The 13,771-nt window shown below is 60.8% G+C and carries 16 protein-coding genes; 12 read left to right on the top strand and 4 right to left on the bottom strand.

Translation table 11 applies throughout. The features are described 5' to 3' along the window. Window positions 1-9: 9 nt before the first annotated feature. From AC1D3C_RS08410 to AC1D3C_RS08390, 5 genes are all read left to right on the top strand, one after another. Window positions 10-360 (top strand): phasin family protein, encoded by a 351-nt coding sequence (locus tag AC1D3C_RS08410; RefSeq protein ID WP_247033332.1) that lies wholly within the window; start codon window positions 10-12, stop codon window positions 358-360. 256 nt (window positions 361-616) lie between these two features. Further along, a complete protein-coding gene (gene clpS / locus AC1D3C_RS08405) occupies window positions 617-970 on the top strand; it encodes an ATP-dependent Clp protease adapter ClpS (protein ID WP_007758328.1) in 354 nt (117 codons plus the stop codon). Window positions 971-980: 10 nt separating this feature from the next. Next, window positions 981-3,512: an ATP-dependent Clp protease ATP-binding subunit ClpA gene (gene clpA / locus AC1D3C_RS08400; protein WP_038542581.1), complete on the top strand. Its 2,532-nt coding sequence runs from the start codon at window positions 981-983 to the stop codon at window positions 3,510-3,512. 89 nt (window positions 3,513-3,601) lie between these two features. After that, entirely contained in the window at window positions 3,602-4,351 is a 750-nt protein-coding gene (locus tag AC1D3C_RS08395; RefSeq protein ID WP_477482569.1) for an AzlC family ABC transporter permease, read from the top strand. Further along, window positions 4,348-4,686, top strand: coding sequence for an AzlD domain-containing protein (locus AC1D3C_RS08390; protein WP_477482568.1), 339 nt, complete (start codon window positions 4,348-4,350; stop codon window positions 4,684-4,686). The genes AC1D3C_RS08395 and AC1D3C_RS08390 overlap by 4 nt, the downstream gene beginning before the upstream one ends. A 3-nt stretch (window positions 4,687-4,689) precedes the next feature. On the opposite strand, the gene AC1D3C_RS08385 is transcribed toward AC1D3C_RS08390, so the two are convergent. Genes AC1D3C_RS08385 through AC1D3C_RS08370 form a run of 4 tightly spaced genes read right to left on the bottom strand, consistent with a single transcriptional unit; the run spans window position 4,690 to window position 7,575 of the window. Further along, on the bottom strand, window positions 4,690-5,121 hold the full coding sequence (locus AC1D3C_RS08385; RefSeq protein ID WP_477482567.1) for an HIT family protein: 432 nt from the start codon (window positions 5,119-5,121) through the stop codon (window positions 4,690-4,692). Window positions 5,122-5,165: 44 nt separating this feature from the next. Then, window positions 5,166-6,362 carry a GNAT family N-acetyltransferase gene (locus tag AC1D3C_RS08380; RefSeq protein ID WP_477482566.1) on the bottom strand — a complete coding sequence of 399 codons (1,197 nt, stop codon included), beginning with the start codon at window positions 6,360-6,362 and terminating at the stop codon, window positions 5,166-5,168. 8 nt (window positions 6,363-6,370) lie between these two features. Continuing rightward, on the bottom strand, window positions 6,371-7,108 hold the full coding sequence (locus AC1D3C_RS08375; RefSeq protein WP_477482565.1) for a glycerophosphodiester phosphodiesterase: 738 nt from the start codon (window positions 7,106-7,108) through the stop codon (window positions 6,371-6,373). Next, a complete protein-coding gene (locus AC1D3C_RS08370) occupies window positions 7,105-7,575 on the bottom strand; it encodes a RidA family protein (protein ID WP_038542594.1) in 471 nt (156 codons plus the stop codon). The genes AC1D3C_RS08375 and AC1D3C_RS08370 overlap by 4 nt, the downstream gene beginning before the upstream one ends. Window positions 7,576-7,685: 110 nt before the next feature. Here AC1D3C_RS08370 and AC1D3C_RS08365 point away from each other — a divergent pair, with 110 nt between their 5' ends. The 7 genes from AC1D3C_RS08365 to AC1D3C_RS08335 all read left to right on the top strand — a co-directional run bounded on the left by AC1D3C_RS08365 (window position 7,686) and on the right by AC1D3C_RS08335 (window position 13,751). Then, window positions 7,686-8,531: a cell envelope integrity EipB family protein gene (locus AC1D3C_RS08365; protein ID WP_247033339.1), complete on the top strand. Its 846-nt coding sequence runs from the start codon at window positions 7,686-7,688 to the stop codon at window positions 8,529-8,531. Between the two features lie 214 nt (window positions 8,532-8,745). Next, window positions 8,746-9,519 carry a 30S ribosomal protein S2 gene (rpsB, locus tag AC1D3C_RS08360; RefSeq protein ID WP_007758342.1) on the top strand — a complete coding sequence of 258 codons (774 nt, stop codon included), beginning with the start codon at window positions 8,746-8,748 and terminating at the stop codon, window positions 9,517-9,519. A gap of 235 nt (window positions 9,520-9,754) precedes the next feature. Next, complete coding sequence (tsf, locus tag AC1D3C_RS08355; protein WP_247033340.1) at window positions 9,755-10,681, top strand: translation elongation factor Ts; 927 nt, start codon at window positions 9,755-9,757, stop codon at window positions 10,679-10,681. Window positions 10,682-10,795: 114 nt separating this feature from the next. Continuing rightward, a complete protein-coding gene (gene pyrH / locus AC1D3C_RS08350; RefSeq protein ID WP_038542600.1) occupies window positions 10,796-11,518 on the top strand; it encodes a UMP kinase in 723 nt (240 codons plus the stop codon). A gap of 45 nt (window positions 11,519-11,563) precedes the next feature. Then, a complete protein-coding gene (frr, locus tag AC1D3C_RS08345) occupies window positions 11,564-12,121 on the top strand; it encodes a ribosome recycling factor (RefSeq protein ID WP_038542602.1) in 558 nt (185 codons plus the stop codon). Window positions 12,122-12,174: 53 nt separating this feature from the next. After that, window positions 12,175-12,918, top strand: coding sequence for an isoprenyl transferase (locus AC1D3C_RS08340; RefSeq protein WP_038542604.1), 744 nt, complete (start codon window positions 12,175-12,177; stop codon window positions 12,916-12,918). Continuing rightward, window positions 12,918-13,751 (top strand): phosphatidate cytidylyltransferase, encoded by an 834-nt coding sequence (locus tag AC1D3C_RS08335; RefSeq protein WP_477482564.1) that lies wholly within the window; start codon window positions 12,918-12,920, stop codon window positions 13,749-13,751. Before AC1D3C_RS08340 ends, AC1D3C_RS08335 begins: the two co-directional genes overlap by 1 nt. Window positions 13,752-13,771 lie beyond the last annotated feature (20 nt).

The raw sequence follows: 13,771 nt of genomic DNA, 5'->3' as shown, positions 1-13,771 counted from the left end.
GGACAGGCGATGTTCAATTTCGATGAGGCCAACAAGAAGAGCAAGGAAGCGATGGACGGAATGCTGAAGAGCTATTCCGAGATCGCCAAGGGTTATCAGGCGATCGCTACCGAAGCGACCGACTATTCCAAGAAGTCCTTCCAGGATATGACGGGTTTCATGGAAGAGCTTGCCTCCACCCGCAGCGTCGAGGCGGCCTTCGAGCTCCAGACCAAATACGTGAAATCGGCTTATGAAAGCTTCATTGCCGAGTCGACCAAGATTACCGACATGTATGCCGGTCTCGCAAAGACAGCCTACAAGCCCTACGAAGCGCCGGTCGCCAAGTCGACCGCCGTGGTCACCGCAAACGCCGCGTAACGCGCATAGCGGCCCCTCCAAGCGACGCTTTCATCATAGAAGGCCGGCGGCGTTCAGCGCTGCCGGCCTTTTTGATTCATGCCAATGCGGAAATATCCGACTTTCGGCATGTTCCATCATCTCTTTAGCGGAATAGTGATTGCGTGGCCGCAAAGGGGGCTTAAAATCCGCGTTCAATGAACTAAGTTAGGAAGACTAAAGTCCGGCCGTTCGGCCATTCGGACGAACCCGCCGGATGACTGGGGAATGAATGAAGATGATCGCACTGCCGATCTTGATGCAAGCTGAAAAGGGTGGCGACGGAGACAACGCAAATCGCGGTACCTCGGTCATCACGCGTACGAAGCCGAAAACAAAGAAGCCAAATCTCTACCGCGTACTGCTGCTGAATGACGATTATACGCCGATGGAGTTCGTCATCCACATTCTGGAACGTTTCTTTCAGAAGGACAGGGAGGCAGCGACGCGTATCATGCTCCACGTCCACAATCACGGCGTGGGGGAATGCGGAATATTTACATACGAAGTAGCGGAAACCAAAGTGTCCCAGGTCATGGACTTCGCCCGGCAACACCAGCATCCGCTGCAATGTGTCATGGAAAAGAAGTGAGGAACCCGACGTGCCAACATTTTCGCCTAGTCTAGAAAAGGCGCTGCATCAGGCACTGACCTTTGCCAACGAGCGGCATCACGAATATGCCACGCTCGAGCACCTGCTTTTGGCGTTGATCGACGATGCCGATGCAGCCGCGGTCATGGGCGCTTGTAACGTCAATTTGGAAACCCTGCGCAAGACCGTCGCCGACTATGTCGATAATGAACTTGCCAACCTGATTACCGGTTATGACGAGGATTCCAAGCCGACCTCCGGCTTCCAGCGCGTCATCCAGCGCGCCGTCATCCACGTCCAGTCCTCCGGCCGTGAGGAAGTGACCGGCGCCAACGTTCTCGTCGCGATCTTCGCGGAACGGGAAAGCCATGCGGCCTTCTTCCTGCAGGAGCAGGAAATGACCCGCTATGACGCGGTCAACTATATTTCTCACGGCATCGGCAAGCGTGCTGGCACCTCCCAGACCCGCACGCCGCGCGGCGCCGAGGACAGCGAGTCGGAAGCCAAGCCCTCCGCCCGCGATCAGGAGGAAGGTTCGGCCAAGAAACCGCAGGATGCCCTCAAGGCCTATTGCGTCAATCTGAACGAAAAGGCCCGCGACGGCCGCATCGATCCGCTGATCGGCCGCCATGCCGAAGTCAACCGGACGATCCAGGTCCTGTGCCGCCGTTCCAAGAACAACCCGCTCTACGTGGGTGATCCGGGCGTCGGCAAGACGGCGATCGCCGAAGGCCTCGCCAAGCGGATCATCGAAGGCAAGGTGCCGGAGGCTCTCGCCGACGCCACCATCTTCTCGCTTGACATGGGTACGCTGCTCGCCGGCACCCGTTATCGCGGCGACTTCGAAGAACGGCTAAAGCAGGTCGTCAAGGAACTTGAAGAGTATCCGGGCGCGGTCCTGTTCATCGACGAGATCCACACCGTCATCGGCGCCGGTGCCACTTCCGGCGGCGCGATGGATGCCTCGAACCTGTTGAAGCCGGCGCTGTCTTCGGGCGCGATCCGCTGCATCGGTTCGACCACCTATAAGGAATACCGCCAGTTCTTCGAAAAGGACCGGGCTCTGGTTCGCCGCTTCCAGAAGATCGACGTCAATGAACCGTCGATCGACGATGCGATCGAAATCATGAAGGGCCTGAAGCCCTATTTCGAGGAATACCACAAGCTGCGTTACACCAACGACGCGATCAAGGCGGCTGTCGAGCTTTCGGCGCGCTACATTTCCGACCGCAAGCTTCCGGACAAGGCGATCGACGTGATCGACGAGACCGGCGCGGCCCAGATGCTCTTGCCCGCTTCCAAGCGCCGCAAGCTGATCACCGAGAAGGAAATCGAGGTGACGATCGCCACGATGGCGCGGATCCCGGCAAAGACCGTCTCCAAGGATGACGAGATGGTTCTCGCCAACCTCGAAAAAGAGCTGCGTTCGGTTGTCTATGGCCAGGATGCGGCGATCGAAGCCCTGTCGACCGCGATCAAGCTTGCCCGTGCGGGCCTGCGCGAGCCGAACAAGCCGATTGGCTCCTACGTCTTTTCCGGCCCGACTGGCGTCGGCAAGACGGAGGTCGCCAAACAGCTTGCCGCCTCGCTCGGCGTCGAGATGCTGCGGTTCGACATGTCGGAATATATGGAGCGCCACACGGTCTCGCGGCTGCTCGGCGCACCTCCCGGTTATGTCGGCTTCGACCAGGGCGGTCTCCTGACCGATGGCGTCGACCAGCATCCGCACTCAGTGGTCCTGCTCGACGAAATCGAGAAGGCGCATCCGGATATCTACAATATCCTGCTGCAGGTCATGGACCATGGTTCATTGACCGACCACAACGGCAAGAAGATCGATTTCCGCAACGTCATCCTGATCATGACGACCAACGCGGGCGCGTCGGAAATGGCCAAGGCCGCCATCGGCTTCGGTTCGTCCAAGCGCACCGGCGAGGACGAAGAGGCGATCAACCGCCTGTTCACGCCGGAATTCCGCAACCGCCTCGATGCGATCATCCAGTTCGCACCGCTGCCGACCGAGGTCATCCATCAGGTCGTTCAGAAGTTCGTCATGCAGCTCGAGACGCAGCTCTCGGAACGCAACGTCACCTTCGACCTGCATCAGGATGCAATCGCCTGGCTGGCGGAAAAGGGTTACGACGAGAAGATGGGTGCCCGCCCGCTCTCTCGCGTCATCCAGGAATACATCAAGAAGCCGCTCGCCAACGAGATCCTGTTCGGCAAGCTGCGTAAGGGTGGTGTGGTCCGCGTCACGGTAGGCAAGGGCGAGGATGGCAAGGACAAGCTCATCCTCGACTCGATCTCCGAGGCGACCCCTGTGAAACCGAAGCCGGAGGCCGAGGTGGAAGAGGCCGCCGAGGAAGCCGAAACCAAGGTCGTCAAGGCCAAGGCGCCGAAGAAGTCGGCGCAGAAGGACAAGGACGGCGGCCCGGCCAGGGCTCGCGCCATGGTCGATGCGGACGTGATCGCTTCGGATGACGCGCCCAAGACGCCGCCCCGCAAGGGCACCACGGTGCCGCGCGTGCCGAAGAGCAAATAACTCCTTCGGATGGAATTTTGGCGATGCCGGGCTTGTCCCGGCATCGCTGTTTTCATGACTGACCGTTTCCCATACCCGCCGGAATACTTATGTCTCCAGACAGTGACGATCGCAGCGCCCTATCCTGGTTTTTTACCGGCATGCGGGGCCTGCTTTCGCTTCCGGCCCTCATTCTTCTAACCTCGATCGTCGGCTTCAGCGCCTTTGCGCTGGAATCGGGCCTGACGCGTGGCGAGGCGGTGTTCATGTCGCTGGCGATCTGGGCGCTGCCGGCGCAGGTCATCCTGATCGGGACAATGGCGAGCGGCGCCAATATTGCCGCCTGCTTTCTCGCGGTGACGCTCTCCTCGATCCGCATGACGCCGATGGTCGCCTCGGTCGTCCCGGAGATGCGAACAAGGCGCACGCCGATCTGGCTGCTGCTGATCCTGTCGCATTTCATCGCCATCACGTCCTGGGTCTTCGCGATCACCACGCTTCGCAACGTGCCGCGCGAGCACCGGGCGATCTATTTCGCCGGTTTCGGCGTGACGCTGACGTTGACCGGCACACTGGTCGTTGCGGTCTTCTACGATATCGTTTCGGCCTTTCCGCCGGCCGTCGCGGGCGTACTCTTCTTCCTGACGCCCGTCTATTTCAACGCCTCCATCTGGGCGAGCGCGCGCCAGCCGGTGGTGCAGATAGCTTTCGTCATGGGGGTGATCCTCGGCCCGACGCTGGCGCTGGTGACCCCGCAATTCGACGTGCTGTGCGCTGGCCTTGGCGGCGGCACTGCCGCCTATCTGATCGACAGGGCACGCCGCAACAGAAAGCGTGCCGGGCAGGAGACCAGGCGATGATTGCCGAATACTGGACCTTTATCGTCATTGCGATCGCCGGTTTCCTGGCGACCGATATCTGGCGGTGGCTCGGGGTTTTTACCGGCAACCGGCTGAACGAAGACTCCGAAGCGCTTTATTGGGTGAGGGCGGTGGCGACTGCGCTGGTCATGGCCGTCACCGCAAAACTGATCGTTTTCCCGAACGGCACGCTCGCCGGTTCGCCGCTCTGGCTGCGGCTGGGGTCGGCCGGCATCGGTTTCGCCATCTTCCTGGCGACCGGCCGCAAGGTCTGGATCGGCGTTGCGGTGCCGATGGCGCTGCTTGTCGCCGGTCTCTGGTGGGTTGGTTTCTGAAGCTTAATTGCCCAATTTGCCAATGATCTTCTCGGCATTCGCCGCAAGTACGTCGTTATTCTCCATCTGGCCCGAATGGGGTTTCAACGGCTGTCCCTCGTAGCGCGGGACGACGTGGAAATGTAGATGGTACACAGTCTGGCCGGCTGCCGGTTCGTTGAACTGGATGACCGTGATGCCGTCCGCCTCGAAGGCTTGCCTGGCAGCTCTGGCGAGCTTCTGCACCACCGGGATGACCTTCGAAAGCACGGCAGGATCGGCATCGAGAATATTGCGCGACGGGGCTTTCGGGAGCACCAGCAGGTGACCGGGCGACTGCGGCATGACATCCATGAAAGCGAGCGTATCGGCATCCTCATAGACCCTATGGCACGGGATCTCGCCGCGCAGGATTTTTCCGAAGATGTTGTTGCTGTCGTAAGCCTGTCCGCTCATCGCGATGTCCTCTCCTAGTTTTGCCGGCCCGATCTTTCCGGGCCCTAATCCTGTTCCTGCTGGCGTTCGCCCTTGCGGAACGGGCTGTGCTCGGCGAGATATTCCGTCATCTGCTCCACGTCTTCGCGCTCGTGTTCCAGATAGTCGGCGATCGCGCGCCTCAGCCCCGCATGGGCGATATAGTGCATCGAATGCGTGGTGACAGGCAGGTAACCGCGCGCCAGCTTGTGTTCCCCTTGCGCGCCCGCTTCGACGCGCTTCAGGCCCTTAGCGAGCGCGAAATCGATCGCCTGGTGGTAACAGACCTCGAAATGCAGGAAGGGATGGTCCTCGACACAACCCCAGTGGCGGCCGTAAAGCGCGTCCCCGCCGATGAAATTGATCGCGCCGGCGACGTATTTTCCCTCGCGTTTGGCCATCACCAGCAGGACGTCCTCGGGCATACGCTCGCCGATCAGCGAATAGAATTTTCGCGTCAGGTAAGGCCGGCCCCATTTGCGACCGCCGGTGTCCATGTAGAATTCGAAGAACTGGTCCCAGATGTCCTCGGTGAGGTCCTTGCCGGTCAGCCAGTCGATCGAAATACCGTTTTCCAGGGCCGAGCGCCGTTCCTTCTTCAGGGCTTTGCGTTTGCGCGAGGCGAGCGTTTCGAGGAAGGCGTCGTGGTTCTCGTAGCCTTCGTTGATGAAATGGAACTGCTTGTCGGTGCGGTGCAGGTAGTCCGCCTCTTCGAAAGCAGCGACCTGGTCTTCCGCGACGAAGGTCACATGTGCGGAAGAGATGCCGAGCTGGCGTGTCACCTCCTGGAGACCGGCCGCCAGCGTCAGTTCGGTCGAATCCCGGTCGTAACCTTCGCAGACGAGCAGGCGCGGCCCGCTCGCCGGCGTGAACGGCACGGTGCACTGCAGTTTCGGATAATAACGCCCGCCGGCGCGCTCGAACGCGTCGGCCCAGCCGTGGTCGAAGACGTATTCGCCCTGGCTATGGCTTTTCAGATAACCAGGAACCGCGCCGATCAGCGTGCCCTTGTCGTCTTCGAGGAGAAGATGATGGCCGAGCCAGCCGGTCTTGGCGGTAGCGGAGCCCGATTCCTCCAGTGCCGAGAGAAAGGCGTGCGACAGGAACGGATTGTAGGGCGTTTCCGAAGAGGAGGACTTGGAAGTGCCCGAAAGGCGCGACCAGCTTGCCGGGCTGATCGCGCAGAAGGATTTTTCGATGCGGATGGTGAGATTGCCGGTCATACTCTGCTTTACACGGAGGGGGAGGAAACCTCCCGCGGATCAAAACCTTCGAAGGTCATCTGGTCAGCATATTTATAGGTATGTTCGCGGCCGTTTGCATCCCTTACGGTCCAGGTAATGACCGGAATTCCGGTCGCCCTCTGGGCTGTGATGAACGTGTTCGGCAGGTGGGGGTAGTGGTAGGAAATGAAGTCGAGGCCGAGCTGCATGGCCTCGTCGTGCTCGAAGAATTCCTCCGGCTTGTCGCCCATGGCGGTGAGGCCGAGCGGGTAGGGCGAACCGGCATTTTTTAGGTCGCGCAGGATGTGGTAGTCGAAGCTCATCAGCGCCACCTTGCCCTGATAACCTTCGAGGACCTCGAGCACCGCCTCGGCGAACCCGTCGTCGTCGCCGTCGCCTTCGCGTCCCTTGACCTCGATCACCAGAGGCACCTTGCCGGCGACGAGGGCAAGCATCTGCTTCAGCGTCGGCACCTTGTCCTTGGTCGCCCCGACCGAAAGCATGCCGAGTTCGGCTGACGTCTTTTCACGGATATCGCCCTTGATGCCGCAGAGCCGTTCGAGATCGTGATCGTGGAAGATCACCGGCACGCTGTCGGCGGCAAGCTGCACGTCGCATTCGATCGCAAAGCCGGCCTCGACAGCGCGGGAAAACGCCGACAGGGTGTTTTCCCAGACCTGGTGGTTCACATCGTGATAACCGCGATGGGCTACCGGAAGGTCCTTGATCCAGGTGGCGTCGGTCATGCTTCGATCTCGATAATGGCTTCGATTTCGACGGAGGCGTTGAACGGCAGCGCCGCCATGCCGACGGCAGCCCGCGCATGCTTGCCGGCGTCGCCGAGAACATTGGCGATCAGGTTCGATGCGCCGTTGGTGACGATATGCTGTTCGAAGAAGCCGGGCGCCGAGGCGACAAAGCTCGAAAGCTTGACCACCCGCTTGATCCGGCCGAGATCGCCGCCCAATGCCGCTTTCGCCTGGGCGAGGATATTGATGGCGCAGAGTTCGGCCGCACGGCTCGCTGCCGGCACGTCGACACCCGCGCCGACAAGGCCGGTGACGGCCACCTTGCCGTTTTCATTCGGCAGCTGGCCGGAGATGAACAGCAAGTTGCCGGTAATCACGTAGGGCACGTAATTGGCGGCGGGTGCGGCCGCGACGGGGAGTTCGATCCCCAGTTCCTTCAGGCGGCCTTCGATGGCTTCGGTCATTTTCGACTCCCGTTTTGTTGTAAATTCTTCAAAAATCCTGCATCAAGGCCTTAGCTTGGTCAGATGGCGTTCTTATAACATCCCCGACTGAGTCCAACAGGAGAATGTGAATGTTGCGAATGAGCCTCGGGGTGATCCTTGCCGGCGGTCTGAGCCTTGCGGCTGCCACCTCCGCGGACGCGACGACCGACGGTGCCGCCCGGCTGCTCGTCCCGCATCGCGCCATTTACGACCTGAAGCTCAAGAATGCCTCTGAACGTTCGGGCATCGAAGGCATGTTCGGCCGCATGGTCTATGAGTTCACCGGCTCGGCCTGCACCGGTTTTTCCACCAATTTCCGGCTGGTCACCAAGATCGACACGGGCGAGGAGACGCGCCTCAGCGACCAGCAGACCACGACCTTCGAGGATATGGCCGCAAACCAGTTCCATTTCGAGACCAAGTCCTTCACCGACGAGCAGCTCGACAAGCAGCTGACCGGCGATGCGTCGATCGCCGACAAGGGTGTCAAGGTGGCAATTACCCAGCCCGACGGCCGCGAGATCGACCTGCCGGCGAGCGATTTCCCGACCAGCCATATGCTGGACGTCATCGCGAATGCCAAGCAGGGTAAGAACTTCTTCGAGGCGCGGGTCTTCGACGGTTCGGAAAACGGCGACCAGGCGCTCCTGACGACGACGGTGATCGGCAAGTCGCAGACGGTGCAGAAGGACGATGTGGATGCCGACAAGGCGGGCGAGTTCGCAAAGACGGCCTATTGGCCGGTGACGATCGCCTATTTCAACGAAAATGCCGCCGGCGATCCCACCCCCGTCTACAATATGTCGTTCAAGCTCTACGAAAACGGCATCACCCGCGATCTCACCATGGATTACGGCGACTTCGTGCTGTCCGGCAGCCTCGTCAAGCTGGAGCTCCTGAAACCGCAGGATCCGTGCCCCGCGCCGGCGAAATAGCCGTCCTCTGTCAATTGCCGATCCTGGCGGCCCCGCTGAGGCAATTTCCAGCAAAAGCACTTGCTTTTGCGGCAAATCGAATGTATGGCCAGCCGCATTCCACACGTAAGGCATGGGATTGTCCGGGAGAAATCCGGACTGTTCCGCCCGGTGGCATTCTCGAAGAGGGTGCTGTTCGCCTTGCGGAGGTTCAACCGGAAAAGGATGACAAGGCATGGCATTGCCCGATTTCTCTATGCGCCAGCTTCTCGAAGCAGGCGTTCACTTCGGCCACCAGACTCACCGCTGGAACCCGAAGATGAAGCCGTATATCTTCGGCGACCGTAACAACATCCACATCATCGATCTGGCCCAGACCGTTCCGATGCTGTCGCGCGCCCTTCAGGTCGTGTCCGACACCGTCGCCCGCGGCGGCCGCGTTCTGTTCGTCGGCACCAAGCGCCAGGCGTCTGAACTGATCGCCGACTCGGCCAAGCGTTCGGCCCAGTATTACGTCAACTCCCGCTGGCTCGGCGGCATGATGACCAACTGGAAGACCATTTCGAACTCGATCCAGCGCCTGCGCAAGCTCGACGAAATCCTGAATTCGGAACAGTCCGGCTATTCCAAGAAGGAACGCCTGAACCTCGAGCGCGAACGCGAAAAGCTGGACAAGGCTCTCGGCGGTATCCGCGACATGGGCGGCACTCCGGACCTGATGTTCATCATCGACACCAACAAGGAAAAGATCGCTATCGACGAAGCCAAGCGCCTGGGCATCCCGGTCGTTGCTATCATCGATTCGAACTGCGATCCGGACCTCATCGACTACCCGATCCCGGGCAATGACGACGCCTCGCGCGCCATCGCTCTCTATACCGACCTGATCGCCCGCGCTGCCATCGATGGTATCGCTCGCCAGCAGGGCGCTTCGGGCCGCGACATCGGTGCCTCTGCAGAAGCTCCGATCGAGCCGGCGCTCGAAGGCGAAGCAGAAGCAGAAGCTTAAAGCCCGGATGGAGCGGCTTAACCGCTCCTCCTTTCTGAAATTCGATCGAGGCCAGAGATACCGATCCCTGGCCTTGGTCGTTTCAAGGCGAGCCGCCACCGCTTGGTCGTCGAGGCGATCGCTTTCGTGATGTCTTCATCACGCTGTCACACTTCCGGGTACATTCGTCCCAAAACTTTTGAGTCCGCCGACGTTTTTCCGGCGAGAAGCACTTGAACCGACAAGAGGCAAAACAATGGCTGAAATCACCGCTGCACTGGTAAAGGAACTGCGCGAAAAGTCTGGCGCAGGCATGATGGACTGCAAGAAGGCGCTGACCGAAACGAACGGCGACATCGAAGCGGCGATCGACTGGCTGCGTGCCAAGGGCATTTCCAAGGCCGACAAGAAGTCCGGCCGCACCGCGGCTGAAGGCCTGATCGGCATCGCCAGCGCCGGCCACAGGGCTGTCGTCATCGAGCTCAACTCGGAAACCGACTTCGTTGCCCGCAACGATGCCTTCCAGGACCTCGTCCGCGGCGTTGCAAGCGTCGCCCTGACGACCGACGGTTCCGTCGAAGCAATCTCGGCTGCCACCTATCCGGCTTCCGGCAAGCCGGTTGCCGACACCATCAAGGACGCGATCGCCACGATCGGCGAGAACATGACGCTGCGTCGCGCCGCCCTGCTGCAGGTCGAGCACGGCGTCGTTGCGACCTATGTCCATAACGCTGCCGGCGACGGCATCGGCAAGCTCGGCGTTCTGGTCGCCCTGAAGTCGGTCGGCGACAAGGAAGTCCTGAGCTCGATCGGCCGTCAGGTCGCCATGCACATTGCTGCCACCAACCCGCTCGCCATCCGCGCCGAAGAAGTCGATGCGGCTGTGGCTGAGCGCGAGCGCAACGTCTTCATCGAGCAGTCGCGCGCTTCCGGCAAGCCGGAAGCCATCATCGAAAAGATGGTCGACGGCCGCATGCGCAAGTTCTTCGAAGAAGTTGCCCTTCTGTCGCAGGCCTTCGTCGTCAACCCGGAAGTGACCGTCGGCCAGGCTGTCAAGGACGCAGAAAAGCTCGCCGGCGCGTCGATCGAAGTCGTCGGCATGGCCCGTCTTCTGCTCGGCGAAGGTGTCGAAAAGGAAGAAACGGATTTTGCCGCTGAAGTCGCGGCAGTCGCCAAAGGCTGATATTCGTTAGCTAAAGCTGTCGAAAGCGCAAGGGCACCGGTGACAAGCCGGTGCCCTTCGTGTATCCGCAACCCGTTTGACCCTCCGCATGCATTTCGATTTCAAGGAGCCTCCATGTCGCCTCAGCCCCTCTACAAGCGCGTCTTGCTCAAGGCCTCCGGTGAAGCTCTGATGGGCAGCCAGGGTTTCGGCATCGATGTCGCAGTTGCCGATCGAGTCGCCTCCGATATCGCCGAAGCGCGCGCCATGGGCGTCGATGTCGGCGTGGTCGTCGGCGGCGGTAATATCTTTCGCGGCGTCGCGGTCGCTTCCAAGGGTGGCGACCGGGTGACCGGCGACCATATGGGGATGCTCGGCACCGTGATCAACGCGCTGGCGCTCGCCACCTCGCTGCGCAAGCTGAACGTCGATACCGTGGTTCTGTCGGCGATCTCGATGCCGGAGATCTGCGAGAGCTTTTCGCAGCGCCAGGCGCTGCATCATATGGCGCAGGGCAGGGTGGTGATCTTCGCCGGCGGCACCGGCAATCCGTTCTTCACGACCGATTCGGCGGCAGCGCTACGCGCGGCCGAAATCGGTGCGGAGGCGATCTTCAAGGGCACCCAGGTGGACGGCATCTATTCGGCCGATCCCAAGAAGGACCCGACGGCGACCCGCTTCGAGACGCTGACGCACGGCGAAGTGCTCGAAAAGGGTCTGGCGGTGATGGACGTGGCGGCGGTGGCGCTCGCCCGCGAAAATTCCATCCCGATCATCGTTTTTTCGATCCATGAGAAGGGCGGCTTCGCTCAAATCTTGACCGGCGGCGGCCGCAAGACCATCGTAGCGGACAATTGAGGCGCGGCGTCGCGGGCCGCCCAGACAACATACGGGAGTAGACGGATGAGTGGAATCGACCTCAACGACATCAAGCGCCGCATGGAAGGCGCGATCAACGCCTTCAAAAGCGATATCGCCTCGCTGCGCACCGGCCGCGCCTCGGCCAATATTCTCGATCCGGTGATGGTCGAAGCCTATGGTTCGCGCGTGCCGCTCAACCAGGTGGCCAACATCACCGTGCCGGAAGCGCGCATGCTCGGCGTGTCCATCTGGGACAAGTCGATGGTCGGCGCCGTCGACCGGGCGATCCGCGAATCAAACCTCGGCCTCAACCCGATCGTCGATGGCCAGAGCCTGCGCATTCCGCTCCCCGAGCTTAATGAAGAGCGCCGCAAGTCGCTGGTCAAGGTTGCGCATGATTATGCGGAAAAGGCGAAGGTTGCTGTACGTCACGTCCGCCGCGATGGCATGGACGGCCTGAAAAAGGCCGAAAAGGACGGCGACATCGGCCAGGACGAAAGTCGCTCGCAGTCGGAAAAAGTGCAGAAGATGACGGATGATACGATTTCCGAAGTCGACCGCTTGCTTGGCGACAAGGAAAAGGAAATCATGCAGGTCTAATTTAGGCCTGGTTTGCCGCCATATTCCCGGCGGCCAAAGGAGCCGCATAGAATATGGTGAACCCCGAGCTTGCAATCATCCCTCAACACGTTGCCATCATCATGGATGGTAATGGACGCTGGGCCAACAAGCGCGGGCTTCCTCGTACGGTCGGACACAGCAAGGGCGTCGAAGCGGTTCGCGAAACGGTACGGGCTGCCGGCGATGCGGGCGTCAAATATCTGACGCTCTTTGCGTTTTCTTCGGAGAACTGGAGCAGGCCTGAAACCGAGGTGAGGGATCTCCTCGGTCTTCTCCGGCGCTTCATCCGCCAGGATCTGGCCGAACTGCACCGTGAGAACATCCGCATCCGGGTGATCGGCGAGCGCGAAAAACTGCGCAGCGACATCCTCCCGCTTCTTCTCGAAGCCGAGGAAACCACAAAGTTCAACACGTCGCTGACACTGATCATCGCCTTCAACTACGGTGCCCGCGACGAGATCGCCCGTGCCGTCGCGATGCTTGCCCGTGACGTCGAGGCCGGCATCCTCAAGGCATCCGAGATCGACCCGGACAAGATCAGCGCAAAGCTGGACACCGCCGGCATTCCCGATCCGGATCTCATCATCCGCACCAGCGGCGAGGAACGGCTTTCGAACTTTCTGCTGTGGCAGGCGGCCTATTCCGAACTTGTCTTCCTGCCGGACTACTGGCCGGATTTCGATCGGAAGCTCTTCCTCGACGCCCTGAAGATCTATGCCTCGCGCGACCGCCGCTTCGGTGGCCTGTCGGACAAGACGATAGCGGTGGGCGGTTGATGAGCGCTGAACTGAAGCGCCGCATTGCATCCGCATTGGTTCTGGCGGTCGTGGTGCTGACGGCCACCTGGTATGGCGGCCTGACATTCCGCGTCGTGGCGGCCGTCATGGCGGTGCTGATCTATTACGAGTGGTCGACGATCACGCGGGCCGCCGAGCGCGATTTTCGTGCCAACGCCTTTGGCTGGCTCTCCATTGTTCTGATCGCCATTGATCTCGTCGCTGACGAAGGCGAGCTCTCTGTGCCGATTCTCGGCGGCGCGATGATCACCGCCATTCTTTTCGTGCTGCTGCGCAAGGGAAGCTGGTGGCTGCCGGGTGGCATCTTTTACGCAGGCTTGAGCGGTATCTCGCTGGCGGCTATCCGCGCCGAGGACCAGGCGGGGTTGGTCGCGACGCTTTTCATTTTCGCGGTAGTCTGGGCGACCGACATTCTCGCCTATTTTGTCGGTCGTGCCCTGCAGGGGCCAAAACTGGCGCCGCGGATTTCTCCCGGCAAGACCTGGTCGGGGGCGATCGGCGGCACCGTATCGGGCGTGATCGCAAGCTCGGCCCTGACGCTCGGCGTGTTTTCCCGGCTGTCGATCTGGACGGTGGCGATCGCATTTCTGCTCTCGGTGGCAAGCCAGGTAGGCGACCTGTTCGAATCGTTCATCAAGCGCCGGTTTGGGGTGAAGGATTCCAGCCACCTCATCCCGGGGCATGGCGGCGTCATGGACCGCGTCGACGGCCTCGTTTTCGCCTGTTTCGCAGCGTTTCTGATGACGCTTGTTTATGCGGCCACGACGGGCCATCTTGATATATCGGTTGCAGGCTTTCTCTTCGGCTTTTGAGGACTGGGCGGCCGCTACAA

This window comes from Neorhizobium sp. P1_A6, assembly GCF_056406795.1.
The sequence above is the reverse complement of the archived record's forward strand: the minus strand, read 5'-3'. Positions and strand labels throughout refer to the sequence as shown.

Excerpts from the sequence above, each read along its gene's own strand:
- AC1D3C_RS08410 (WP_247033332.1), top strand. The coding sequence starts at position 10 with ATGTTCAATTTCGATGAGGCCAACAAGAAGAGCAAGGAAGCGATGGAC.
- clpS (WP_007758328.1), top strand. The coding sequence starts at position 617 with ATGATCGCACTGCCGATCTTGATGCAAGCTGAAAAGGGTGGCGACGGA.
- AC1D3C_RS08395 (WP_477482569.1), top strand. The coding sequence starts at position 3,602 with ATGTCTCCAGACAGTGACGATCGCAGCGCCCTATCCTGGTTTTTTACC.
- AC1D3C_RS08390 (WP_477482568.1), top strand. The coding sequence starts at position 4,348 with ATGATTGCCGAATACTGGACCTTTATCGTCATTGCGATCGCCGGTTTC.
- AC1D3C_RS08385 (WP_477482567.1), bottom strand. The coding sequence starts at position 5,121 with ATGAGCGGACAGGCTTACGACAGCAACAACATCTTCGGAAAAATCCTG.
- AC1D3C_RS08380 (WP_477482566.1), bottom strand. The coding sequence starts at position 6,362 with ATGACCGGCAATCTCACCATCCGCATCGAAAAATCCTTCTGCGCGATC.
- AC1D3C_RS08375 (WP_477482565.1), bottom strand. The coding sequence starts at position 7,108 with ATGACCGACGCCACCTGGATCAAGGACCTTCCGGTAGCCCATCGCGGT.
- AC1D3C_RS08370 (WP_038542594.1), bottom strand. The coding sequence starts at position 7,575 with ATGACCGAAGCCATCGAAGGCCGCCTGAAGGAACTGGGGATCGAACTC.
- AC1D3C_RS08365 (WP_247033339.1), top strand. The coding sequence starts at position 7,686 with ATGTTGCGAATGAGCCTCGGGGTGATCCTTGCCGGCGGTCTGAGCCTT.
- rpsB (WP_007758342.1), top strand. The coding sequence starts at position 8,746 with ATGGCATTGCCCGATTTCTCTATGCGCCAGCTTCTCGAAGCAGGCGTT.
- tsf (WP_247033340.1), top strand. The coding sequence starts at position 9,755 with ATGGCTGAAATCACCGCTGCACTGGTAAAGGAACTGCGCGAAAAGTCT.
- pyrH (WP_038542600.1), top strand. The coding sequence starts at position 10,796 with ATGTCGCCTCAGCCCCTCTACAAGCGCGTCTTGCTCAAGGCCTCCGGT.
- frr (WP_038542602.1), top strand. The coding sequence starts at position 11,564 with ATGAGTGGAATCGACCTCAACGACATCAAGCGCCGCATGGAAGGCGCG.
- AC1D3C_RS08340 (WP_038542604.1), top strand. The coding sequence starts at position 12,175 with ATGGTGAACCCCGAGCTTGCAATCATCCCTCAACACGTTGCCATCATC.
- AC1D3C_RS08335 (WP_477482564.1), top strand. The coding sequence starts at position 12,918 with ATGAGCGCTGAACTGAAGCGCCGCATTGCATCCGCATTGGTTCTGGCG.